Origin of the sequence: Myxococcus sp. CA005, from assembly GCF_006518205.1 — a bacterium.
Taxonomy (GTDB): Bacteria; Myxococcota; Myxococcia; order Myxococcales; family Myxococcaceae; genus Myxococcus; species Myxococcus xanthus.
Map to the genome: position 1 here is coordinate 1 of NZ_SRLV01000076.1, position 22,420 is coordinate 22,420.

The window sequence follows — 22,420 nt, forward strand, 5'->3', positions numbered from 1 at the left end:
GAGGGGGGACGGGCAGCGGGGGGCGGAGAAGGCGGTACGGACTTGGGCACGGGCTTCGGAGCCTCCGGGAAATCCCATTCGAGCGGCGCGCCAGCGGCCACGGGCGGAGGCGGAGCACCGTCCTCGTCCTCCAGGGCCACGGCTTCCACGATGTCCAGCGGCTCGCCCCGAGCCCGCGCCAGCGCGGCGTCCAGGTCGTCCGAAGCCGCCACGAAGACGCGCATCTGCTTGCGGAGCTGGAAGCGCAGCTCGTCCACGAGCGTCACGTCCGCCGGGTCATCCACCGCGACGAGGATGCGCTCGCTGCGGCCTTCCACTTCCATCCGGAACGGCAGGATGCGGTGCTCGGACTGGAAGTCCACGGACACCAAACCCGCGACGTTCGCCGGAATCTCCTCCGGCAGCGCCACGAAGGGAAGCGCGTGCTGGGCGGACAGGGCCTGCGCGATGTGCGTGGGCGTGCACAGCCCCTGCGCCACCAGCACCTCACCCAGGCGATGACTGCCGAATGCGCCCCGACGTCCCAATGCCACGCGGACCTGCTCCTCCGTCACGACGCCGGCCTCGACGAGCAGCTCACCAATCTTCTTGCGCATGGGGGACTACCGCTTGACCTTCGCGAGATACTCCTCGCGGCTGAACACGCCCTTCTCGATGAGCAACTCCACCATCGCCTTGAGGGCGGCGACTTCCTTGCGCTGCACTTCTTCCACGTTGCGAAGCAGCTCCGCCGGGCTGCCAGAGGCCGCCGCGGGACGGGCGGCGGGAGCCTCGGACGCAGGGGCGGGACGGGCCGAGGCCGGAGCGCCGCGCGGCGAGGTCGCCGCGGCCGCCGGGTCCAGGTCCTTGAGGTTCTTCACCACCGTGCGGCCCTGGGCGTCCACCACCTTGAAGTTGGTGTCCGCGTCCTCCAACTCGTGGTTCTGCTCGTAGATGCGCGCGAAGGCCCGGGCAATGGAGGTCCGGCCCGCCACGTTGGGGATGATGCGGCACTTGGTGATGGCGCGCAGTTCGTCCAGCATGCGCACGTTGAGCGGATCCGACATCGCCACCACCAGCGACTTGCCGTCATCCCGCACCTGCAGCGGCAGCACGGAGAAGTCCCGCGCCGTCTGGGCCGGAATCTTCGCCTTCACGTGCGGCTGCACCATCTGCACCGCATCCAGGTTCACCGCCGGCATTCCCAGTTGCTTGGACAGGGCGCGCACCAGGATGTCCTCGGAGACGAGGCTCATCCTGACCAGGATTTCGCCCAGCTTGCCGCCCCACTTCGCCTGTTCGGCGAGCGCGGCCTTCAGCTGGCTCTCCTGAAGCACGTTCGCCTTGATCAGCAATTCACCAAGCTTGATCTGTGCCATGTCGTGGCGCGCACTCTAGACTGTCTCGGCAGCGTGCGCCCCTTCTTCCGCGCCTGCTTGGTCAGGAACCCGGTGCCAGGGGCGCGGACGACCCGGAGGCGGGCGCCCCGGCGGGCAGCTCCCGGCCGGCCTCATCCACCTCCACCACCCGGGCTCCCTCGGGGGGGACCAACTCGTAGAGTGTGAGGTCCGGTCGCGCGTTGAGTTTGATCTGCTGGTAGCGGACCTGGAGCTTCGTCTTCGCCTGCTTCGCCTCCAGTGACACCCGGCCCGGGAAGATGAGCCCGCCCTGCTCCAGGAAGTCCTCGAAGCCCAGGTCGTACCCCGGGATGCCCCGCACCTGACTCTTCATGATGCGCAGGTACTTGGTGTGGACGTCGAGAACCTGCGTCGCCTGGCCCCGGTGGAGCGTCAGCACGTAGACGCCCTTCTTGCGGTCCAGCTCCAGCGTCATCCGCTCCGGCGGGATGAGCGGCACCTGCCCGAGCATGATGGGCACCAGCTCCTCGCCCGGCAGCATGACCGGCAGGAAGCGGGACACGTTGGCGGGGCTGGCGGGGCCCTGGTACCAGGTGTTCGTATCCGCCTGATACAGCCCGAAGCGCTGTCCGTCGGACACCAGGGAGGCGAGCGGCCTGTTGAAGAAGTCGAACGTCTCCAGGTGCAGCATGGCCGGCCGGGTGACGGCGATGAACATGCTCAGCGTGCCGCTCTGGTCGGGCAGCTCGGCGCGCAGCTTCGCGTCCCCCTCCAGCGTGACGACGTTCTCCTGGTTCTTCACGACGCGCTGATAGACGGTGTCCGCATCCGTGAGCTCGCCCTCAGGGCCGAACTCGATTCGCTTGGGACAGCCAGAACAGAGCACTACCAGGAAGATTGCGACGGCTGCGCGGTTCATATGGCCTAGTCTGGGCCAAGCCGCCCTGCCCGGTCACCCACCAATGAGCCTGAACGACATCCTCCATTACCTCCGCCTGGGTGGCGTCACCCTCGCCATGCTCATCTTCGCCTCGGTCGCGGCGTTGATTGTCGCCGTCGAGCGCATCATCGTGCTCTGGGGCGTGGGCGAGCGTTCACGCGCCTTGGGTGAGACAGTGAACAAACACCTGCTGCGCGGGGACGTCGCCGCGGCCCGCACCGCCGCCGAGCGCTCCGACGCGGTGGCCGCCGACATCTTCCTGGCCGGGTTCGACCGGATGGAGCGCAGCCGCACCGCCGGGGGCGCTGGCATCGAGGCGGCGGTGGAACGCGAGCGCGCCCAGGTGGCCCTCAAGCTGCGCCGCTACCTGTGGATCCTGGCCACCATCGGCTCGATTACGCCCTTCGTGGGCCTCTTCGGCACCGTCGCCGGCATCATGCGCTCCTTCAAGGACCTGGGCCTGGACGTGGAAGCGGGCGGCACCGGCGGCAGCTCGGCGGTGATGACGGGCATCTCCGAGGCCCTGGTCGCCACCGCGGTGGGCATCCTGGTCGCCGTGCAGGCGATGGTCTTCTACAACTACTTCCAGGCCCGCCTGTCCCGCGTGCTGGTGGAGCTGCGCCTGATTGGCGACGAGTTCGTCGAGCTGCTCAAGGAGCGGGCCGCCGGCCTGCCGCCGTCCGAGCCCATGCCTCCCGAGCCGCAGGCCGCCCCCGCCACGCGCACGGACGCACAGCCCGCCTAGGCCGGAGGAGAACGCACCATGGGCATGGGAAAGACTCCGGGCAGCGACGACGGCTCCGAGGACGGCGTCTTCGCTGAAATCAACATCACCCCGCTCACCGACATCTTCCTGGTGCTGCTCATCATCTTCATGGTGACCAGCTCCGTCATCGTGCAGCAGGGACCGGGCGGCGGCGCCAAGGCCGGCCTCAAGGTGAACCTGCCCAAGGGCGGCGCCGCGGACGTCACCGCGCGCACCACGGACCTGTCGGTGGCGGTGCTCGCGGACGGGCGCTTCATGCTGGCCGGCAACGTCGTCTCCCAGGACGAGCTGCAGCAGGCCTTCGATGACGCCAGGCAGAAGGACGAAGAGACGGTGGTCATCGTCCAGGCCGACGAGGGCGTGCCCCACGGCACCGTGGTGCAGGTGATGGAGCTGGCCAAGAAGGCCGGGCTCGCCCAGCTCGCCATCGGCGTGCGCGAAGGCGAATAGGCAACACCTCCCCGCTGGGAACACGAAGGCCACCCAGGGCAGCGCGCCCGGGTGGCCTTGATGCTTCAGGCGCCCCGCCTTTCAGCGGGGCGCGGGCTCAGACGGACGCGAAGGCGGCGTCCGAGATGTCCATGGGCGAGGTGTCCTCGATGGTGAGCATCTTCGCCGCCTGCTCCACGTTGGGCAGCACGTTCCGCGCGTACCAGAGGGCGCTGTACTTCTTGCCCTCGTAGAAGGCGTGGTCCGGGTGGTCCGCGGAGACGGAGCCCTTCGCCTTCTCCGCGATGACGGCCGCGTCCAGCAGCAGCCAGCCCACGGCGACCTCGGACATCATGTCGAGGAAGCGGTTGGCGGACAGCGGAATCAGCGGGAACTTGCTGCCGTCCTGCGACCAGCCGAACACCACCATGGCGCTGGCCATCAGGGCCTCCTGCGCCGCGGCCAGGGACTTCACGGCCTCGCCGTAGACGGCGTGCTCGCGGTGGGCCTCGATGAAGGAGCCCACGTCGCCCATGAACTGCTGGAAGTGCATGCCGCCCGCCTGGCCCATCTTCCGGCCCACCAGGTCCATGGCCTGGATGTGGGTGGTGCCCTCGTAGATGGAGAAGATCTTCGAGTCGCGGGTGTACTGCTCCACCGGGTAGTCCTGGATGTAGCCGGCGCCGCCGTAGATCTGGATGGCCTGCGCGCACAGGCGGAACGCCTGCTCGGAGCTGTAGGCCTTCACCAGCGGGGTGAGCAGCTCCACCTGGCCCTTGTGGTAGGTGGCCGCGTCGTCATCCTTGCCGGCCAGTTGGCGCGCCTTGTCCAGGTGCATGGCCAGCTTGATGATCAGCGAGCGGATGCCCTCCACATGCGCCTTGATGTCCAGCAGCATGCGGCGGACGTCCGGGTGCTCGATGATGGCGGCGCGGGGCGCGGTGGGGTCCTTCCACTTGGTGAAGTGGGAGCCCTGCTTGCGGTCCTTCGCGTAGTCCAGCGCGTTGTAGTACGCGGCGGACGCCAGGCCAATGCCCTGGATGCCCACGGCGATGCGCGCGCCGTTCATCATCTTGAACATCTGGCTCATGCCGACGTGCTCGACGGTGCCCACGAGCTCGCCGACACAGTTGTCGCTCTCACCAAAGTTGATGACACAGGTGGCCGAGCCGTTGATGCCCATCTTGTGCTCGATGGAGCCCACGCCCACGTCGTTGGGCTGGCCCGAGCTGCCGTCCGCGTTGATGCGCAGCTTGGGGACGATGAACAGCGACAGGCCCTTGGTGCCCGGCGAGGCGCCGTCAATGCGCGCGAGCACGAGGTGGATGATGTTCTCCGCCATGTCGTGGTCGCCGCCGGAGATGAAGATCTTCGTCCCGCGGATGTTGTAGGTGCCGTCGCCGTTGCGGCGGGCCGTCGACTTGGCCGCGCCCACGTCGGAGCCGGCGTGCGGCTCGGTGAGGCACATGGTGCCGCCCCACGTGCCGTTGAGCATGCGCTCCACGAACTGTTTCTGCTGCTCGGGCGTGCCGCACTCCGCGACAACTTCCGCCGCGCCGAAGGCCAGGCCGGGGTACATGTTGAACGCCGAGTTGGCGCCCGACAGCAGCTCCTCCACCGTCACCTGGAGCATCATCGGCGAGCCCTGGCCGCCGTGCTCCGGGCTCACGCCCACCGTCTTGAAGCCCTGCTCGTAGAGCTTCTTCCACGCGTCCTTGAAGCCCGTCGGCGTGAAGACGGCGCCGTTCTCCACCCGGCATCCCTCCCGGTCACCCACCGAGTTGAGGGGCCCGAGCACCTCGCGCGCGAAGCGATACGTCTCCGACAGCACCGCCTTCGCTTCGTCCGGACCCCAGGCATCGAACGGCGCCTGGCCGGCCACCTGGCCGAAGCCGAACTGCTCGAACAGCGTGAAGAAGATCTCTCGAAGGTCGGTCTTGTAGGTGTTGATCCCGGCGGACATGGCCACTCCTGCGTGACGGCTCGCTGCCCGCCCTCGGTGAAAAAGGATGAGGTCAGCGGCGCGTTGAGACGCAGGAAGTGTGGCGGCGACTGATTTTTGAGTCAACCCCGAATGACACCTCGCGTTGAGGGGCGGTCAGAACCGCCCCTCCAGACGCGGTGCGCCTGCCTACTTCTTCGCCTTCTTGGCGGAGGGAAGCGTGGCTGTCTTGGCCGCCGGCTTTTCCCTGGGAACCGTCTTCTTGGAGGTGACGCCCTCGCGGCGCTCGTCCGCCTCGTCGCCCCCCTCGCTGGGAGCGGCGCTGGTGGCGGAGGCGGGCGCGGCGGCGCTGCTCAGGCTCTCCCGAGGCACCTCCACCACGATGGGGGACTGGCCGGAGCGCTGCCGGTTCTCGTCCTCCAGCGAATAGAAGAGCTGGATCTGCGAGGAGCCCTTCATCAGCAGTTCGCCCTTCTGGTTCTCCGCCCAGAGGTCGATTTCGACGAAGTAGCGGCCCCCGGAGCCGTGCCGGTCGCTCACGCGGCCCTTGCAGACGACGGTGTCACCCGGCCACACCATCTTGATGAAGCGCACGTTGTAGCGCCGCATCTGCCCGCCCCGGGCCCAGTCACTGATGAGCTGGCCGAGCATGCCCATGACGAGCATGCCGGGCGCGTAGACGCTCGGCATGCCCACGCTCTTGGCGTAGAGCTCGTCCACGTGGACCGGGTTGAAGTCTCCGGACGCCCCGGCGTAGCGCGACAGTTGGACGCGGTCGACGGGCGCCTTGGCCAGCGCGGGCAGCTCGTCCCCGACGCGGATGGCTTCGAAGTACAACTTGCGCGCGGGCATCACGGGGTCTCCTTGGCGGCGCGGACCACCAGCGTCCGGCGGGCGCGGAACACGAGGTTGCCTTCCTCGTCACGGCCTTCGTCCTCGATGACCGCGATGTCCATCTTCCCGGACATGCCCGGCCGCTCGAAGACGTCGGAGACGCGCGTGGAGACGTAGATGCGGTCCCCCGCGAAGATGGGCCGCTCGTAGTCGAAGCCCTGCTCCGCGTGGAGCAGGCTCTTGATGCCCACGCCCAGCAGCTCCCGCAGGTCCGCCGCCGAGTGGAAGGACGCGGGGAACGTGGGGGGCGCGATGATGGTGGGATACCCCGACGCCCGGGCATACTCCTCATCGTAGTAGATGGGGTTGTAATCCCCGATGGCCTCCGCGAACCGACGGATGGCGCCCTTTTCGACCTCGTTCAGCGTCGGCGGCGAGGCGCGACCGATCGCGTTCTTGTCCAGCATTTCCTCTCCTGACTCTAGCGTCCGGCCGGAAGCTCGAGCACCGTGAGGAGCCCAGCTTCGGCGGCCGTCAAGCGTGGCGCGGCATTCACCAGCGCATTCGCGGTGGCCCGGTCGCCCGCCACTCCCCCCGGGATTTCCAACACCAGCTTCGGGTCAGCGTCGATTTCGATACGGTCCTTGGGGTCATCCGCCCCCATCGCGATGGTCAGCTCCAGCCGCACCCGCTCCTGTCCGTCCTCCAACCCCACCACGGACTGGAACATGCCAGCCACCCTCCCCTTCCTGACGGGAAACGCGCCGCCGGAGATGTCCTCCTCGGCGAACACGGGGGCTACTTCTTCTTCGAAGTCGTCGCAATCCAGCCCCAGGCCGAGGGCCGCGAGCGCCGCGGACTCAACAAGGCCGACGTGGCCCAGTTGCTCACTGTCCACCAGCTCGAAGAACTCTTCCTCCGACAGCCCCGCGCCCACAATCCGCTGCAAGGACGGGCGGCGGGTCCGCGCATCCACCACGCGGGTGACGGTGGCACGACGGACCGGACCGCACACCTGTCCGGCAACCGCCACCAGACGGTCCAGCACGAAGCCCGGATTGACGCCGGTCCCCACCACGGCGACGCCCGCCTTCTGCGCCGCCTGGTCCAGTTCGTCCGCCAGCTCCGGGTACTTCAGATACGGGAAGGCCAGCTCCTCACAGGTGCTGGCCACGGGCAGTCCCAGCTTCACCGCCTCCATCACCTGGTCGAACACCTTGGGCAGCCGCGAGCCGGTGGCATGCAGCACCACCACGCCCTTGCGCTTGCCCACGGCCTGCGCCAGCGACGCGGAGACCTTCACACGAGGGGCGGGACTTCCCAGGACATCACCCAAGGGGCGGCCCACCAGGCCGGATTGCACGTCCACGGCCCCGATGAGCTCCACCTCAGGTGAAGACATCGCAGCCCGGGCAATTTCCTGACCGATGAACCCCAGCCCCATCACCACCACCGGCACGGGCCCTTCCGGGGCTTTTGCCATCGGAGATTGCTCCACGATTCCAAGGGGTTAGCGATACAGTCCAGCGTTGCCGCGCACCATAAATCACACCTTGGCGGCCAGGCAAGCGTGACGTGGTTCCGGCTCTCTTCCCGAATGGAAGAACCCCCAAGGATTTCCATGGCTTAGAAGCCCATCACCTGCCTGGGGGGTCTTTTGGGGGCGCGTAGCGGCGTGTATAAAGCTGTACAAGCACGCTGTCCTGGAGGCACCTCGGGCATGGATCGCATCCTCGTCGTGGACGACGACGTCCTCATCCTGGCCGCCCTGTCACGCATCCTCCAGGCGGAGGGGTACGACGTCGTCACCCACAGCGACCCGGCGGTGGCCGCCCGGGAGGTCGGCTTCCAGGTCGTGCTGACGGACTTCATGATGCCGTACCTCAACGGCATCGAACTGCTCAGCGCCCTTCGGGAGAAGAACCCCAAGGCGGTGCGGCTGATGCTGACGGCGGCGGCGGACTTCCGCACCGCCTCCGAAGCGGTCAACCGCGGCGAGGTCTTCCGGCTGCTGGGCAAGCCCTGGTCACTCAGCGACCTGACGAACAGCGTCCGGCAGGCCTTCGCGCACTACCGCCTGGTGGACGCCAACGAGCGGCTGTCGCGCGAGGTCGCGGAGAAGAACGCGGAGCTGGTGGCCATCAACCGCGACCTGGAGCGGCGGGTGGTGGAGCGCACCGCGGGGCTGCTCGACGGGCTCATCAGCGCCCTGGACTACCGCGATACGGAGACGCAGTGGCACTCGCGCCGCGTGTCGCTCTACTCCCGCCGGCTGGCCCAGGAGGTGGGGATGACGGGCGCAGCGCTGGACGTGGTGGAGCAAGGCGCGCTGCTGCACGACATCGGGAAGATTGGCGTGCGCGACTCCATCCTGCTCAAGCCCGGTCCGCTCACGCCGGAGGAATGGGTGGAGATGCGCAAGCACCCGGAGTTCGGCTACCGGATGCTGGCGAAGATGCCCTACCTGCACGAAGCGGCGCTCATCGTGCTCCAGCACCAGGAGCGGTGGGACGGCAAGGGCTACCCGCAGAACCTGGCGGGCGAGGACATCGTCCTGGGCGCGCGCATCTTCTGCCTCGTGGACACGGTGGATGCGATCACGTCCGACCGCCCCTACCGCAAGGGCCGGCCCATGAGCGTGGCGCGGGATGAAATCCGCCGCTGCGCGGGCACCCAGTTCGACCCGGCGCTGGCGGAGGCCTTCCTCAACATTCCGGAGACGGAGTGGCAGCGCATCCGCCAGGAAGTCGAGGCCTTGGAAGCGGCGGAGAACGAGCGCTGGAACAGCGACCCGCTCGGTCCTCCCGCGCCCCTGGCCCGTGCCAGCGGCGCCTGAATCGACGCTTCAGGGCGCCAGCTCCACCGCGCGCGCTTCGCGGATGACGTCCCCTTCCAGGAGGGCGTCAACCACGTCCATGCCGGACACCACCTCGCCAAAGGCCGTGTAGCGGCCGTCCAGGTGCGGCTGCGGGGCGTGGGTGAAGAAGAACTGGCTGCCACCGGTGTCCTTCCCGGCCAGGGCCATGCCCAGGGTGCCTCGGCCGTAGGGCCGACGCGTCATCTCGCAGCGAATGGAGTACCCCGGCCCGCCCTCACCGTCCCCGCGCGGGTCTCCGCCCTGCGCGACGAAGTCCGGCACCACGCGGTGGAAGGTGACGCCGTTGAAATAGCCCTTGCGCGCCAGCGCGTGGAGGTTGCCCGACGTGAGGGGCGCCTCGTCCACGTCCAGCCGCACGGTGATGTCCCCCTTGTCGGTGCGCAGCACGAGCCCCGCGCGCGCCGGGGCGGCCACGGGCCGGAAGGTGTTCGCGGGCAGCTCCACGCGCGCCGAGCGCACCCGCTGCCCCGTCAACTGCGTGAGGGCCTGCGCCGCCACGCGCCGCACGTTGGCGTGCGGATGCATCAGCCATTCACGCAGGCGGGGTTCGGCGGCCGTGCCCTGCAGCGCCACCAACGCGCCCGCCACCGGCTCGGCCAGGTCTCCCGGCGTCCGCGGCACACGTGCCGCCAGCGCCTCCACGGCAGGTAGCGCGGCCGCGTCTTTGAGCACACCCGCGGTCGCCGCCGCCGCGCCCGCCACCACTTCATCCTCGCCTTCGATGAGCTCACGCACCGGCGCCGCCGCCTCGGGCACGGGCCGCGCGGACACGGCTTCCAGCGCCGTCAGGCGCACACGCGCCTCGGGGTGACGCAGGTACTTCACCGCGAAGCCCGCCCCACCCTGCCCCTTCGTCTGAGCCACCTCGCGCAGCCCCAGCGCCAACCGGCGCGCCTCGGGCACGCGTCCGTACCCGCACCCCAGGACTTCCTTCGGCGCGCCCTCCTGCCGGTCCATCGCCGCCGCCAGCCGGCAGTCCAGCCAGGCCAGGTCCGCACGCGCCACGTCCGAGGCCGCGCCCCGCTCCGCGTCCACCAGCGCGAGCCGCAGCGACTCCAGGACGGGACGGCCGAAGGCGGGCAGACCCTGCTGCGCCAGCGCCAGCAGCGCGTGTCCTTCCGACGACCGCGCCAACGTCTCCACCGGCGCCTTCGCGCCCTCCGGCGCCGACGCCCCCGCCGCCGCCGGAGGCGCCATGCCCCGGGCCACGCGCCTGGCTCGCGCCGCCAAGGCCTCCAGCGCATCCACCGCGGTGCACGGTCCACTGCAAGCCGCCGCCAGCTTCGCCAGCGAGCGCGCCGCCTCCGCCGCCACACGCGGAACCGAGTCCTCCAAGAGCCGCCCGAGGACCACGGCATCCTCGGGACCACCCACGTCACCGAAGCCCTTCGCGCACGAGGCCCGCACGTCCGCGTCCGCATCACCCAGGCAGCGGCGCAACGCGAGCAAGGCCTCGGGCCGCTTCACGGTGGCCAGGAAATGAGCCCCTGCCTGACGCGCCTCCACCGGCCGCTCGGCCGCGAGCAGCGCCTCCGCTGGCGCCAGGGGCACCTGGGCAACCACCGCCGCGCCGCGGGTGCGCGCGAGGACGCCCAACGCCTGTGTGGCCTGGGCCGCCTCCGCCCCATCCACTTCCCGCATCCGCTCGGACAGCCACGCCACGGCCCCGGATGTGCCGAGCCGGCCCACGGCCTCCACCACCGCCCGCCGCACGTCCGCGTCGCGTTCCGTCCGCCCGGCGTCCACCAGCGCCTTCTCCAACGCCGCGAGCTCGGCATCCACCAGGGGCTCCCAGGACAGGGCGAGCACGCCCGCGGCGAAGGCCGCCTCGCCACGTACCGCCGCGTCCTCATCCTTCAGCCCCGCGATGACGGTCTCCAGGGTGGCCGGGTCCTGGATTCGCGCCAGCGCCCGCAGGGCCCGAGCACGCACCCGGGCATCCGGTGCACTGGCGGCCAGCGACACCAGGGCCCCATTTCCCAGCGAGCGCGCGTCCTCCCACGCCTGGATGCGCTCGAGCGTCTGCGCGTCCACGGGAGGCGGCTTCACCGGCGGCACGGAACGGACGCATCCGGACAGCAGCGAGAAAGCGACGACACATGTCGACAGGGCACGGACGGAGTGCGAGCGGCGCATGGCGCGGGCCTAGGTCAATTCCCCGCGAAAATCCAGGGGTTAGGCCGCGAGGGGTTTGACACGCAAGGCCGGCGCTCCGAAGATGACACGTGGATTCTCTCCGCGGGAGCGTTGGTCCTGAACTGCCCTGGCTGCGGCTCGAAGGTAGCCGCCAACACGTCCATCTGTTCCGTCTGCGATTACATCATCGATGGCTCGTTCCTCTCGGGGGAACCGCCGGCCGAAGAGTCTGAGGAGTCCACGGACGCGGCGGAGGACCCCCGCCGAGCCGCAAAGCCTCCTCCCCCGCGGCGCCCACGTCCGGCCGCAGGCAAGTCCGGAAGTCGGCCCGCCGCCGCGCCGCCGCCCGACTCGGACTCCACCAACATCCGGAGCATGGAGGACGTCGCCCGCAGTGCGCCGCAGCAACGTGCGGCGCGTGCAGCGGCGCCTCGGCCCGCGCCTCGCAAGGCGCCCGCTCCCGAGCCCGCGGCCTCGGTGGACCCGTGGGACCGCTCGGACTCGCACGACCGGGGCACCGCCGTCACCGACCCGGATGAGCTCATCCGTGACGCGAAGGAGCTGTTCGCTCAGCTCCAGGGTGGCGACAAGGTCGCGTTCTGGGGCGCGGCGGTGGTGCTGATGTCCTGCTTCATGCCGTGGAAGGAGACGGCGGTGGATGGGGACGTGCTCGGCCTGATGAGCCTGGGCTCCGGCGCCTTCATCATGTCCATCCTCCTGCTCACGGCCGTCACGGTGCGCGTCAAGGGCTCGTTCCCGAACGTGAACCCGGTGGTGCCGTGGATGGGCCAGCTCATCGTCAGCATCGTGTGCCTCATCTGGTGCGTCGTGTTCATCAAGGTGTCGTCCGACACGACGATGGTGCCCACGCCCATCGGCAACTCGGAGATGATGAACTCGTCGCCCAGCTTCGGCGTCTACGTGGCCATCCTGGGCGCGGTCGCCACAATGGGCGGCACGCTGCTGGGGCTCAAGGGCCAGTCCTCGCACTGAGCCTCCGCGCCTCGAATGAAAAAGCGCTGCCGCCCTCCGCGGCAGCGGGCTAGCGTCACCGGCCACCATGTCCGACGCCTCTCCCCTCTCCCGTCTCACCGCCGCGCTCGACGCGGCCGTCTTCGGACAGCAGCGCGTGCTGGAGGACCTGGTGACGGCCTTCCTCGCGCGCGGCCACGTACTGCTGGAGGGCGTGCCCGGTGTGGCCAAGACGCTCACCGCGCGCAGCATGGCCGGCGCGCTGGGGCTGCTCTTCACGCGCATCCAGTTCACTCCGGACCTGATGCCGGCGGACATCCTGGGAACCAACGTCTTCCAGCCCCAGGACCACGCCTTCCGCCTCGTGAAGGGCCCCATCTTCACGGAGGTGGTGGTCGCGGACGAAATCAACCGCACCCCGCCCAAGACGCAGGCCGCGCTCCTGGAGGCCATGGAGGAGCGGCAGGTCACCATCGACGGCGTGTCCCACGCACTGCCGCCCCACTTCTTCGTGGTGGCCACGCAGAACCCCCTGGAGTTGGAGGGCACCTACCCACTGCCGGAGGCCCAGTTGGACCGCTTCCTCATGCGCGTGCGCGTGGGCTACCCGGAGGCCTCGGCGGAGACGACGATGCTCCGCGCCTTTCACCAGCGCGAAGGCAAGCCGGCCACCACCCGCCAGGTGCTGGATGCGCCCACGCTGCTGGAGTTGCAGTCGCGCGCCGCCCGCGTGTCGTGTGACGACTCCATCATCCAGTACGTGGTGGCCATCGTCCGGGAGACGCGCACCAACCCGCGCGTGCGCCTGGGTGCCAGCCCCCGCTCGGCCCAGGCGCTGCTCGCGGCCTCCAAGGCTCGCGCCGCGCTGATGGGCACGGACTTCGTCACCCCGGATGACGTCAAGGCCGTCACCTTCAGCGTCCTCAACCACCGGCTGCTCCTCAAGGCCGAGGCCGAGGTGGAAGGCATCACCGCGGATGACGTGCTGAAGCAGACGCTCGAACGGGTCCGAGTGCCCCGGTGAGCGCCGGGCGCCCCGTCCCCACCGGCCTCGCCGTGGCCCTGCTGGCGGCGGGGCTCCTCCCGGCGGCGCTCGCGGTGGCCAGCCCCGCGTTCGGCTGGCTCGCGCTGGCGACGGACGTAGCCGTGCTGGCCCTCTGCGCCGTGGACTTCCTCCGGGCCCCGCGCGCCCAGAGCGTCCGCGTCTGGCGGCGCGTGGAGCCCGTCCTCTCCTCCGGCACGCGCAACGCCGTGCACGTGGCGCTGGAGCGCCAGGACACCGGCACCGCGCCGCTGCACGTGGAGGTCCGCGACGAGCCGCCCGAGGACATGGCCAGCAGCGGGCACCGGCAATCCCTCACCCTGCCCGCGGCACGGTCCACGCCCCAGGAGCTCACCTACTTCGTCACGCCGCCTTCGCGGGGTGACGCCCGCTTCGGGGACGTGCACCTGCGGCTGCGAGGCCCCCTGGGCCTGTGCGCGCGACAGGTCCGCGTCCCCGCGACGATGGACGTCAAGGTGTACCCGGACCTCACCGCGCTCACCCGCGAAGCACTGGCGCTGGCCCACGCCTCGGACGCCCCTTCCGCGCGCACACAGCGGCGGCGCGCCTCGGAGGGCCGGGAGTTCGAGTCGCTGCGCGAGTACCGCCCCGGCGACGACTACCGCCACATCGACTGGAAGGCGTCCGCGCGCCACGCCCACACCCTGGTGCGCACGTGGCAGCCGGAGCAGCACCAGCCGGTGCTCCTGCTGCTCGACTGCGGCCGGCACATGGCGGGCCGCATCCAGGAGCGGCGCAAGCTGGACCATGCGGTGGACGCGGCGCTGCGGCTGGCGCGCGTGGGCCTGGAGGCCGGGGACGTGGTCGGCGTGCTGGCGTTCGCCAGCGGCGTGCGGGCCTACCTGCCGCCACGCAAGGGCCGCGAGCACCTGCGGCTCATCACCGAATCGCTCTACCGCACCGAGGCCGCGCTCGAGGAGAGCGACTACGGCCGCGCCTTCGACTTCGCCTTTGCACGCCAGACGCGGCGCGCCCTGGTGGTGCTGTTCACGGACCTGGTGGACCCGGACGCCTCCGCCAGCCTCCTCACTCGCACGCTGGCGCTGCGCCCCCGGCACCTGCCCGTCGTCGCCTCACTGCTGGACGAGGACGTCCAGGCGGCCGCCCACGGTGTGCCCGCGCAGACGCAGGATGCCTACGCGCGCCAGGCCGCGGCACGGCTGGAAACGGAGTACCGGCGGACGGCCACCACCCTGCGGGACGCGGGCGCGCTGGTCATCCGAGCCCCCGCGCGCGGCTTCGGCGCGGCCACGCTCAACGCCTACCTGGACGTGAAGGCGCGCGGACTGCTCTAGGCCTCTGCGTCAAGTCCAGCGAAAGTTTTGTACGCAGTGTGCAGTCAACGTGTATCGACGCCGCTCGCAAAGAAGCATGCCAATCGCGCGGAGGCCGATTTTTCGGCCTCGGACACGACCCCCTTTACAGATAGGCGCGCGTCAACAAAATGGCCGGTCCTCGCCCGCCGTGACGGTGGGCGACCTCGAAAACACCACGGATGGAGAAGGTCTTGGCGGAGGTCGCGAGGGGATTCAGGGTGGAGGTTGAGGCGGACGCGGCGGCGGCGGTGGCGGCACGGATGGAGTCCGAGTCGGCGGCGGCCCCCACGGCGTTGACGCCCTTCCATGAGCGGCTGCTGGCAGAGGAACTGCTGGCGCGCAGCGGTGACACGCAGCAACGGCTGGCGGGAGCGCTGTCAGAAGCGAAGGTGGACCTCAACCCGCACCAGGTCGAAGGCGCCATGTTCGCGCTCGACTCGCTGTCGCGCGGCGGCTGCATGCTGGGCGACGAGGTCGGCCTGGGGAAGACCATTGAGGCGGGGCTCGTCATCGCCCAGCTCATGGCCGAGGGGAAGTCGCGCATCCTCATCCTGGCGCCCGCCACGCTGCGCGCGCAGTGGAACAGCGAATTGCGGGAGAAGTTCGACCTGGACAGCGTCCTGGTGGACGGCCGCACCGTGCGCGCCACCGGGAACTGCTTCGACCAGCCCTTCCCCGTCATCTGCTCGCACCCCTTCGCGGCCAACAAGGCGCACCTGACGGCGGAGATTCCCTGGGACCTGGTGGTCATCGACGAGGCCCACCGCCTGCGCAACGCCCACCGCCCCAACAACAAGATGGGCCAGGCGCTGAAGGCGTCCCTGGCCGGCAAGCCCAAGCTGCTGCTCACCGCCACCCCGCTCCAGAATGACTTGATGGAGCTGTTCGGGCTGATGTCGCTGCTGGACGAGCAGATCCTCGGCCCCGAGCACGCCTTCCGCAGCCGCTACCGGGCGGACGAGGCCGGTGGAATGCCGGAGGCCGCCGCCATCGAGCTGAAGGAGCGGCTGGCCCCCGTGGTGCAGCGCACCCTGCGCCGGCAGGTGCGCGAATACGTCCGCTACACCAACCGCCGCTCCATCGTGGAGGACTTCACCCCCTCCCCGGAGGAGCACGACCTCTACGAAAAGGTCAGCGAGTACCTCCAGCGCTCCGAGGCCGCGGCGATTGAACCCGGCAAGAAGACGCTGCTGACGCTCTGCTACCGCAAGCTGCTGGCGTCCTCCACGTACGCCATCGCCCCCACCCTGCGCCGGCTGTCCGACAACCTGGAGAAGCGGCTCCAGGCGGCGAAGCTGGGCCAGCAGGCCCTGGCGATGTTCGAGCCCGAGGAGGCCAAGCAGTTCGTCGAGGAGGGCGAGGAGTGGTCGGACGACCCCGCCAAGGCGCCCAACGTCCGCGCGCTGGAGCAGGAGGTCTGGGAGCTGCGCCAGTACGCGGACCTGGCGGACTCCATCAAGGTCAACGCCAAGGGCGAGGCGCTCAAGCGCGGCCTGGACCGGACCTTCGCCGTGATGAAGTCGCACGGCTGGCCGGAGAAGGCGCTCATCTTCACCGAGTCCAAGCGCACGCAGCAGTACCTCTCCAACCTCCTGTCGGAGAGCGGCTACCAGGGGAAGATCTCCCTGCTGTCCGGAGACGCGGGCACGCCCGAGGACCGGCGCGCGCTGGTGGAGGAGTTCCGCCACCGCACGCAGATCCTCATCTGCACCGAGGCGGGCGCCGAGGGCCTCAACCTCCAGTTCTGCAACCTGGTGGTGAACTACGACCTGCCCTGGAACCCGCAGCGCGTGGAGCAGCGCATCGGCCGCTGCCACCGGTACGGCCAGCAGCGGGACGTGCTGGTCATCAACTTCCTCAACCGGATGAACGCGGCGGACGCCCGCCTCTTCGAACTGCTGGAGAAGAAGCTGAACCTCTTCGACGGCGTGTTCGGCGCGTCCGACGAAATCCTGGGCGCGCTGGAGAGCGGCGTCGACTTCGAGCGGCGCATCCTGGACATCTACCAGTCCTGCCGGAAGCCCGAGGACATCAACATCGCCTTCGACAAGCTCCGTGAGGAGTTGGAAGGCCGCATCAGCCAGCGCATGACGGAGATGCGCTCGGTGGTGCTGGAGCGCTTCGACGGCGACGTGCGGCGCCGGCTGCGCGGACAGAACGAGCAGACGAAGGAGGCCCTGGCCAAGCGCCAGCAGGAGGCGCGTGCCCTCACCGCCTCCGTGCTGGGCAGCCGCAACTCGGGGCGGCTGGAGGTGGCCAAGGCCGCCTATGCCGTCAAGGAGCGCACCCAGGACGCGGTGAGCTACCTGCAACTGGACGCGGCGGGACTGCCGTCACGGCTGGCGCGGCTCGCGGGCAGCGAGGGCTGGTGGTTCGCGTACAAGTTCGAGACGACCGGCCTCAAGCCCGAGGAGAAGCTGGCCCACCTGGTGCTCGTGCGTGACAGGGACGGCTTCCGCGCCCTGCCCATGGCGGACAGCGCGCACTTCGTGAAGCTGGCGGCGAAGCCGGAGCGGCGGCGTCAGCCCGCGCCGGTGTCCGTGCAACTGATGCAGGAGCAGGCGCTGATGGCGGCGAAGGACGAAATCGTCCGGGCCGCGGAGCGGCGCAACGCCCAGGAGCTGGACAAGGCCAAGGAGCGCGCGGACCGCTACGTCGAGGACTGCCTCATGGAGTCGCGTGAGGCCGTGGAAGCCGCGCGGCAGACGTGGATTGAAGCGCGCAAGCAGGTGGGGCTGGCCGAGGACATCGCCGACAAGGCCAAGGCCCGCGCGCACTCCGACCGGATGGAGCGCGAGTACCGCCGCAAGCTGTCCTCGCTCCGCAACGAGGAGGAGAAGCGGTACGCCTCCAAGGACCGGCAGTTGGCGGAGCTGGCCAACAAGGCGAAGGTGATGGAGAAGCGCGCCCTCATCGCCTCCGCCTACTTCTGGCTGTCGTAGTCCGCTGGGCGCAGGCGCACCCACGTCGCGCCCCAGCCTCCGTCCCCTTCGCCCGCGGAACGGAACGACTCCACCTCTGGCAGCCTGGGAAGCAGCGACTGCACCGTGCGCCTCAGCGCGCCGGTGCCCTTGCCGTGGATGATGCGCACGTCCAGGACGCACTTCTGCCGGCACGCCCAGAGGTACTCCACCACCAGGTCCTTCACGTCGCGCGGGTGGAAGAGGTGCAGGTCCAGGTTCCCATCAATGGGAATTTCTACAGCCTCATCCTCGGAAGGCGGCGGCTCCGGCCCTTCGGGCGGGAGCGGCGGCTCATTCGCGTCGAGGACCGGCAGGCGCCTTCGGCTCACGCTCCCACTCCTGCTTCTCCTTCTCCGCCTGCAAGCGGCGCCGCTCGCGGGCGGCCTTGAAGCGCTCGGACAGCGATGAGACTTCGCCCTTCAGCGCGGAGAGGTTCGTGGAGATGCTGCCCGGGTCGCCTTGCTGGCGGCCGGCTGCTTGCTCGCCCTGGGCGCCTGCGCCCCCTGCGGACATCAGCTGGACCACCAGTGCCGCAACCGTCATGACTGTCATGGCCCAACAGGTAAGCAAGACGCGTGCTGAGTGGCAAGTGACACTCAACGGGTGGCGGCGTGACGCTCGGCCTCTTCCCGCCTGCCCAGGACAACGCGCTCGGCCAGTTTGATAGCGGACAGTGGCGCGCTGCCCTCGGCCTTGTTGTTGATGGTGATGAAGGTGGGCTTGTCCCGGCGCAGCGCCGCCAGGCACACCCGGGCCAGGACATCGCGCGTGGGGACGTCCTCGTCCACCAGCTTGTTGAACGGCGCGTAACGCGCGCGCGCCTCCTCGTAGCCGAGGTCCGGCGGGAGCATCCACCGCACCACCAGCGCGCGGGATTCGAAGGCGCGAGTGAGCTTCGCCTGCCGGCCCACGGGCGGCATGTGCGCCCACACCGCCAGCACCGGACTGACGCCCACGTCCGCCAGCGCCTGTGCCAGCCCCTCCGTGAGCAGCTCCTCGTTGCGCAGCTCCACCGCGTACAGCGGCCCCTTCGGCAGCGCGGCGAAGAAGGCGTGCAGCCGCTCCACGAAGCGCGCGGGCCCGCCGAGCGCCTGCGGGTCCTGCGGCGGGAACTGGAAGACGAGCGGCCCCGCCTTCTCCCCCAGCCCCTCCACGAAGGGCATGACGACGGCCTCCGTGGCGTAGGCGGCATGGAGGAAGCGCTCGTTGGTTTGTCCCCGCTGCGCGCCGTAGCGCTCGTGCAGCGGGAAGCGCGCCAGGGTGCAGACCTCATGGGCCTTCACCAGGAAGCGGAAGGTGTCCGGTACCTGGGCGGCGTACTCGGCGAAGGCGCTGGAGGCGATGGGGCCGTAGAAGGTCCGGTCGATGCCCACCGTGCGCAGCACCGGGTGGTGCGCGTACGCGGCCAGGCCCTCCCGCGCGAGCTGCGAGGCGGAGGCCTCATGGTCATAGACGATGCCGGACCAGCCCGGGAACGTCCACGAGGACGTCCCGAGGAACACGCCCTGCGGCAGCTCCCGCCCCAGCGTGGCCAGCGACTCCGGCACGGCCGCGGGCTCCACGGGCTGCGCGCCCTTGCGGCCCTTGGCGGGCGGCTCCACGGCGGCGCCGGTGAAGAGGTCGAGCTGTGCGGGTCCTCGCTCTTGAGGCATGGCGCGTCTCCTGGGCCAATACAGCAGGCACCGCGGGCACGGTGCCGAGCGTCCAGCGCACCTAACGCCGGACGCCACTGGATGCAGGAGGTTGCCTCAGTCCAGCCCCACGTCCCAAGTGCCATGTCGCTCGACAGGCGACCGGGCGACGAATCGGGGCGCGTGAGCGCTACAGCACCTTGAGGCGGATGGCCCCGGGCAGCAGCGTCATGGTGCACGGGAGGCGGCCCGGCGTCTCGCCGTCCACGTCCAGGAACACGTCGCCGCCGTCCACGGGCTCGGCGCGCAGGGTGCGGCAGCGCAGGCGCCGGGTGCCCTTCCAGTTCACGTGCGAGCCGTTGTAGACGCCCTTCGACTTGAGGACGAAGTCGCTCAGGCTGTAGTTGGACCAGATGGTGACGTCGAAGAGGCCGTCGTGGGTGACGGCGTCCGGCGCGACGAACATGCCGCTGCCGAAGTAGCGGCCGTTGGCCACGGCCACCGCGGTGACGCTCACCACCTCTTCCGGGCCCCCGTCCACCGACAGCCGCACCTGCCGCTCCGAGTACTTCACCAGGCCCTTCAACGTGCCCCACACGAAGCTCAGGTGGCCGCCCAGGGCCTTGCTGCTCTGGTTGACCTCCTGGGCCACCACCGCGCTCACACCGAACGAGGCGATGTTGGCGAAGTAGCGCGTGGCGGGCTGGCCCGCGTTGTCGATGAACTCCAGTTGGCCCACGTCGAACGGCTCTGTCGTGCCGGAGCGCAGCCGCTCCAACGACGAGGCCAGCTCCAGGTCCCACCCGAAGGTGCGCCGGAAGTCGCCACCCGTGCCCCGAGGAATCAGCCCCAGCGCCGCGTTCGGATTCAGCGCCTTGCCGTCCTCGAAGAAGCCGTTGGTGACTTCGTTGAGCGTGCCGTCGCCACCCACCGCGACGATGCACTCGTACCCGTCCAGGAGCGCCTGACGGGTGATGCGCGCCGCATCCATGCCACCCTGGGTGAAGCCGTGGCCGAAATCGCCCAGCGCCCTGCCGACCTGCGCGGAAATCTCCGCCCAGCGCTTTCCCGTCTGCCCGTTGGCGCTGCGCGGATTGACCACGAGGAACGTCTTCATCTGGCCCTACCCCTCCCTTGGCCCTCCCTGTTTACGCGGTTGCGCACCGGCACTCCACTCCGTGGCCATGTTCAGGGCACGGCGGGCCTGCCGCCACCCCGCGTCAAAAGGGGTGGCGGGACCGCGCGAGCGAGGGCTCGCGTCTGACGAACTAGGCCTTGGGCGCCACGGGCACCGGCCGCACGTGGATCTCACGCAGCTGCCGGTCGTCCACGTCGCCGGGGGCGCCCGTCATCAGGTCGGTGCCCGTCTTCGACTTCGGGAACGGAATCACGTCGCGCAGGGACTCGGCGCCCGTGAGCAGCATGGCCAGCCGGTCCATGCCCAGCGCGATGCCGCCATGCGGCGGAGCGCCGAACTTCAGCGCGTCCAGCAGGAAGCCGAACTTGGCGCGCGCGTCCTCGTCGCTGATGCCCAGCGCCTTGAACACCTCCGCCTGCACCTTCGGGTCATGGAGACGGATGGAGCCGCCGCCAATCTCGAAGCCGTTGAGCACCACGTCGTAGCGGTGGCACTTCACCCGGCCCGGGTCCGTGAGCAGGTAGGCCACGTCCTCGTCGTGCGGACGCGTGAAGGCGTGGTGCGCCGCCGCCCAGGTGTTCGTCTCGTCGTCGTACTCGAACAGCGGCGGGTTCACGACCCACAGGAACTTCCACTGGCCGCCGCTGCCGTACTCCGGAATCAGGCCCAGCTTCTTGGCCACGTGCACGCGCAGGTTGGCCATCACCGTGTGGACCAGCGCCTCCTTGCCGAACTGGAACAGGAGGAGGTCGCCCGTCTTCGCGCCCACGGCCTGGTTGATGGCCTGCCGCAGCGCGGGGCTGATCGTCTTGGACAGCGGGGACTGCGTCCACTCACCCCCGTCCGCCACCTTCGCGCGGGCCAGGCCCTTGGCGCCCGCCTGCTTGGCGAACTCCTCCAGCTTGTCGCTCTCCGCGCGGCTCATCGCCTTCTCCGCGGGGACGACCATGGCCTTGACGATGCCCTTGTTCTGCACCGCCTCCCAAATCATCGGGACGCCGCCGCCCTCGCCGTGCTCACGAATGAGGTCGGTGAGCACCACGTGCTCCAGCCCGAAGCGCAGGTCCGGCTTGTCGTTGCCGTACTTCGCCATGGACTCGTAGAAGTCCATCCGCATGAAGGGCGTGGGGATGTCGATGCCCAGCACCTCGCCCCACAGCTTCTTCAGCAGGCCCTCAATCATCGTGAAGATGTCGTCCTGGGTGACGAAGCTCATCTCCACGTCGATCTGCGTGAACTCCGGCTGCCGGTCCACGCGCAGGTCCTCGTCGCGGAAGCACTTGACGATCTGGAAGTACCGGTCGAAGCCCGCCACCATGAACAACTGCTTGTAGAGCTGCGGGCTCTCCGCCAGCGCGTAGAACTTGCCCGCGTTGAGACGGCTGGGGACCAGGAAGTTGCGCGCGCCGCCCGGCGTGTACTTGCCCATGAAGGGCGTCTCCAGCTCCAGGAACCCGTTGCCCACCATGTACGAGCGCGTCAGCGCGTTCATCTTCGAGCGCGTCATCAGCGAGTGCTGGAGCGGCGCGCGGCGCAGGTCCAGGAAGCGGTGGGCCAGGCGCTTCTCCTCGGACGTGTCGATGCTGTCCTCGACGGGGAACGGCGTCGGCTCCGAACGGTTGAAGATGGTGAGGTCGCTGGCCCGGACCTCGATTTCACCCGTCTTCATCTTCGGGTTCACGTTCTTCCCGCGCGAGACGACCTTGCCGCGCACGCCCACGCAGTACTCCAGCCGGAGGCTGCCGGCGAGCGCGTGCGCCTCCGCGTGGTCCGGCTCGAACACCACCTGCGTGAGGCCATCCCGATCTCGCAGGTCGATGAACACCGCGCCGCCGTGGTCTCGGCGGTTGTGCACCCAGCCGAAGAGGACGACTTCCTCGCCGACGTTGGTCGCGGTGAGCTGACCGCAAGTGTGGGTACGCTTGACCTCGGAGATGAACGGGACTGCCATGGCACCGCCTGCTGGATTCGAAGGGGGAAAAGGCGAAGCACCATACGGATCGCGGAAACGACGCGTCAAGGAGTCCGAGCGCCCCGGGTACGTCTCAAACCGTCGGAATCAGTGCGGATTCCGG

At 69.6% G+C, this 22,420-nt stretch carries 19 protein-coding genes and 1 pseudogene; 7 read left to right on the forward strand and 13 right to left on the reverse strand.

Translation table 11 applies throughout. From position 1 onward, the window contains the following. The 3 genes and pseudogenes from FMQ63_RS27550 to FMQ63_RS27560 all read right to left on the reverse strand — a co-directional run. Positions 1 to 596 (reverse strand): annotated as a pseudogene (locus FMQ63_RS27550) (hypothetical protein); the annotation flags it as partial. Between the two features lie 6 nt (positions 597 to 602). After that, a complete protein-coding gene (locus tag FMQ63_RS27555) occupies positions 603 to 1,358 on the reverse strand; it encodes a general secretion pathway protein GspE (RefSeq protein ID WP_011554659.1) in 756 nt (251 codons plus the stop codon). Positions 1,359 to 1,419: 61 nt separating this feature from the next. Beyond that, on the reverse strand, positions 1,420 to 2,256 hold the full coding sequence (locus tag FMQ63_RS27560; protein ID WP_011554660.1) for a DUF4292 domain-containing protein: 837 nt from the start codon (positions 2,254 to 2,256) through the stop codon (positions 1,420 to 1,422). Between the two features lie 43 nt (positions 2,257 to 2,299). On the opposite strand from FMQ63_RS27560, the gene FMQ63_RS27565 reads away from it, so the two are divergent. Continuing rightward, positions 2,300 to 3,022 (forward strand): MotA/TolQ/ExbB proton channel family protein, encoded by a 723-nt coding sequence (locus FMQ63_RS27565; protein ID WP_011554661.1) that lies wholly within the window; start codon positions 2,300 to 2,302, stop codon positions 3,020 to 3,022. Positions 3,023 to 3,040: 18 nt separating this feature from the next. Beyond that, positions 3,041 to 3,493 (forward strand): biopolymer transporter ExbD, encoded by a 453-nt coding sequence (locus tag FMQ63_RS27570; protein WP_011554662.1) that lies wholly within the window; start codon positions 3,041 to 3,043, stop codon positions 3,491 to 3,493. A 97-nt stretch (positions 3,494 to 3,590) separates the two neighbouring features. Here the strand turns inward: FMQ63_RS27570 and FMQ63_RS27575 are convergent, their stop codons facing one another. The 4 genes from FMQ63_RS27575 to FMQ63_RS27590 form a co-directional block, all read right to left on the reverse strand. Beyond that, positions 3,591 to 5,435, reverse strand: a complete 1,845-nt coding sequence (locus tag FMQ63_RS27575; protein ID WP_011554663.1) for an acyl-CoA dehydrogenase — start codon at positions 5,433 to 5,435, stop codon at positions 3,591 to 3,593. Positions 5,436 to 5,603: 168 nt separating this feature from the next. Beyond that, the gene (locus FMQ63_RS27580; RefSeq protein WP_026113990.1) at positions 5,604 to 6,266 is read right to left on the reverse strand and encodes a MaoC family dehydratase; all 663 of its coding nucleotides are present in this window, start codon (positions 6,264 to 6,266) and stop codon (positions 5,604 to 5,606) included. Beyond that, positions 6,266 to 6,715 carry a MaoC family dehydratase N-terminal domain-containing protein gene (locus FMQ63_RS27585; RefSeq protein WP_002636736.1) on the reverse strand — a complete coding sequence of 150 codons (450 nt, stop codon included), beginning with the start codon at positions 6,713 to 6,715 and terminating at the stop codon, positions 6,266 to 6,268. Before FMQ63_RS27585 ends, FMQ63_RS27580 begins: the two co-directional genes overlap by 1 nt. 14 nt (positions 6,716 to 6,729) lie before the next feature. Continuing rightward, positions 6,730 to 7,731 carry a dihydrodipicolinate reductase gene (locus FMQ63_RS27590; protein ID WP_043612339.1) on the reverse strand — a complete coding sequence of 334 codons (1,002 nt, stop codon included), beginning with the start codon at positions 7,729 to 7,731 and terminating at the stop codon, positions 6,730 to 6,732. A 237-nt stretch (positions 7,732 to 7,968) separates the two neighbouring features. Between FMQ63_RS27590 and FMQ63_RS27595 the strand changes: the two genes are divergently transcribed. After that, the gene (locus FMQ63_RS27595) at positions 7,969 to 9,084 is read left to right on the forward strand and encodes an HD domain-containing phosphohydrolase (RefSeq protein WP_011554666.1); all 1,116 of its coding nucleotides are present in this window, start codon (positions 7,969 to 7,971) and stop codon (positions 9,082 to 9,084) included. A gap of 9 nt (positions 9,085 to 9,093) precedes the next feature. Here FMQ63_RS27595 and FMQ63_RS27600 read toward each other — a convergent pair whose 3' ends face one another. Then, a complete protein-coding gene (locus FMQ63_RS27600) occupies positions 9,094 to 11,262 on the reverse strand; it encodes a peptidylprolyl isomerase (protein WP_020477895.1) in 2,169 nt (722 codons plus the stop codon). Between the two features lie 375 nt (positions 11,263 to 11,637). Here FMQ63_RS27600 and FMQ63_RS27605 point away from each other — a divergent pair, with 375 nt between their 5' ends. From FMQ63_RS27605 to FMQ63_RS27620, 4 genes are all read left to right on the forward strand, one after another. Then, positions 11,638 to 12,255 carry a hypothetical protein gene (locus FMQ63_RS27605; RefSeq protein ID WP_100248072.1) on the forward strand — a complete coding sequence of 206 codons (618 nt, stop codon included), beginning with the start codon at positions 11,638 to 11,640 and terminating at the stop codon, positions 12,253 to 12,255. A 67-nt stretch (positions 12,256 to 12,322) separates the two neighbouring features. After that, a complete protein-coding gene (locus tag FMQ63_RS27610; protein ID WP_011554669.1) occupies positions 12,323 to 13,258 on the forward strand; it encodes a MoxR family ATPase in 936 nt (311 codons plus the stop codon). Beyond that, complete coding sequence (locus FMQ63_RS27615) at positions 13,255 to 14,592, forward strand: DUF58 domain-containing protein (RefSeq protein WP_011554670.1); 1,338 nt, start codon at positions 13,255 to 13,257, stop codon at positions 14,590 to 14,592. The genes FMQ63_RS27610 and FMQ63_RS27615 overlap by 4 nt, the downstream gene beginning before the upstream one ends. Before the next feature lie 200 nt (positions 14,593 to 14,792). Then, complete coding sequence (locus FMQ63_RS27620; RefSeq protein WP_020477896.1) at positions 14,793 to 17,555, forward strand: SNF2-related protein; 2,763 nt, start codon at positions 14,793 to 14,795, stop codon at positions 17,553 to 17,555. Here FMQ63_RS27620 and FMQ63_RS27625 read toward each other — a convergent pair. The 5 genes from FMQ63_RS27625 to aspS form a co-directional block, all read right to left on the reverse strand. Further along, a complete protein-coding gene (locus FMQ63_RS27625) occupies positions 17,537 to 17,905 on the reverse strand; it encodes a Smr/MutS family protein (RefSeq protein WP_011554672.1) in 369 nt (122 codons plus the stop codon). The two genes, FMQ63_RS27620 and FMQ63_RS27625, sit on opposite strands and share 19 nt — an antisense overlap. Beyond that, entirely contained in the window at positions 17,868 to 18,119 is a 252-nt protein-coding gene (locus FMQ63_RS27630) for a hypothetical protein (protein WP_020477897.1), read from the reverse strand. The genes FMQ63_RS27625 and FMQ63_RS27630 overlap by 38 nt, the downstream gene beginning before the upstream one ends. Positions 18,120 to 18,172: 53 nt before the next feature. Then, positions 18,173 to 19,228: a DUF72 domain-containing protein gene (locus tag FMQ63_RS27635; protein ID WP_011554673.1), complete on the reverse strand. Its 1,056-nt coding sequence runs from the start codon at positions 19,226 to 19,228 to the stop codon at positions 18,173 to 18,175. 169 nt (positions 19,229 to 19,397) lie between these two features. Continuing rightward, positions 19,398 to 20,324: a diacylglycerol kinase family protein gene (locus tag FMQ63_RS27640; RefSeq protein ID WP_011554674.1), complete on the reverse strand. Its 927-nt coding sequence runs from the start codon at positions 20,322 to 20,324 to the stop codon at positions 19,398 to 19,400. 151 nt (positions 20,325 to 20,475) lie between these two features. Continuing rightward, on the reverse strand, positions 20,476 to 22,296 hold the full coding sequence (aspS, locus tag FMQ63_RS27645) for an aspartate--tRNA ligase (RefSeq protein WP_011554675.1): 1,821 nt from the start codon (positions 22,294 to 22,296) through the stop codon (positions 20,476 to 20,478). Positions 22,297 to 22,420 lie beyond the last annotated feature (124 nt).

Excerpts from the sequence above, each read along its gene's own strand:
- FMQ63_RS27555 (WP_011554659.1), bottom strand. The coding sequence starts at position 1,358 with ATGGCACAGATCAAGCTTGGTGAATTGCTGATCAAGGCGAACGTGCTT.
- FMQ63_RS27560 (WP_011554660.1), bottom strand. The coding sequence starts at position 2,256 with ATGAACCGCGCAGCCGTCGCAATCTTCCTGGTAGTGCTCTGTTCTGGC.
- FMQ63_RS27565 (WP_011554661.1), top strand. The coding sequence starts at position 2,300 with ATGAGCCTGAACGACATCCTCCATTACCTCCGCCTGGGTGGCGTCACC.
- FMQ63_RS27570 (WP_011554662.1), top strand. The coding sequence starts at position 3,041 with ATGGGCATGGGAAAGACTCCGGGCAGCGACGACGGCTCCGAGGACGGC.
- FMQ63_RS27575 (WP_011554663.1), bottom strand. The coding sequence starts at position 5,435 with ATGTCCGCCGGGATCAACACCTACAAGACCGACCTTCGAGAGATCTTC.
- FMQ63_RS27580 (WP_026113990.1), bottom strand. The coding sequence starts at position 6,266 with ATGCCCGCGCGCAAGTTGTACTTCGAAGCCATCCGCGTCGGGGACGAG.
- FMQ63_RS27585 (WP_002636736.1), bottom strand. The coding sequence starts at position 6,715 with ATGCTGGACAAGAACGCGATCGGTCGCGCCTCGCCGCCGACGCTGAAC.
- FMQ63_RS27590 (WP_043612339.1), bottom strand. The coding sequence starts at position 7,731 with ATGGCAAAAGCCCCGGAAGGGCCCGTGCCGGTGGTGGTGATGGGGCTG.
- FMQ63_RS27595 (WP_011554666.1), top strand. The coding sequence starts at position 7,969 with ATGGATCGCATCCTCGTCGTGGACGACGACGTCCTCATCCTGGCCGCC.
- FMQ63_RS27600 (WP_020477895.1), bottom strand. The coding sequence starts at position 11,262 with ATGCGCCGCTCGCACTCCGTCCGTGCCCTGTCGACATGTGTCGTCGCT.
- FMQ63_RS27605 (WP_100248072.1), top strand. The coding sequence starts at position 11,638 with ATGGAGGACGTCGCCCGCAGTGCGCCGCAGCAACGTGCGGCGCGTGCA.
- FMQ63_RS27610 (WP_011554669.1), top strand. The coding sequence starts at position 12,323 with ATGTCCGACGCCTCTCCCCTCTCCCGTCTCACCGCCGCGCTCGACGCG.
- FMQ63_RS27620 (WP_020477896.1), top strand. The coding sequence starts at position 14,793 with ATGGAGAAGGTCTTGGCGGAGGTCGCGAGGGGATTCAGGGTGGAGGTT.
- FMQ63_RS27630 (WP_020477897.1), bottom strand. The coding sequence starts at position 18,119 with ATGACGGTTGCGGCACTGGTGGTCCAGCTGATGTCCGCAGGGGGCGCA.
- FMQ63_RS27635 (WP_011554673.1), bottom strand. The coding sequence starts at position 19,228 with ATGCCTCAAGAGCGAGGACCCGCACAGCTCGACCTCTTCACCGGCGCC.
- FMQ63_RS27640 (WP_011554674.1), bottom strand. The coding sequence starts at position 20,324 with ATGAAGACGTTCCTCGTGGTCAATCCGCGCAGCGCCAACGGGCAGACG.
- aspS (WP_011554675.1), bottom strand. The coding sequence starts at position 22,296 with ATGGCAGTCCCGTTCATCTCCGAGGTCAAGCGTACCCACACTTGCGGT.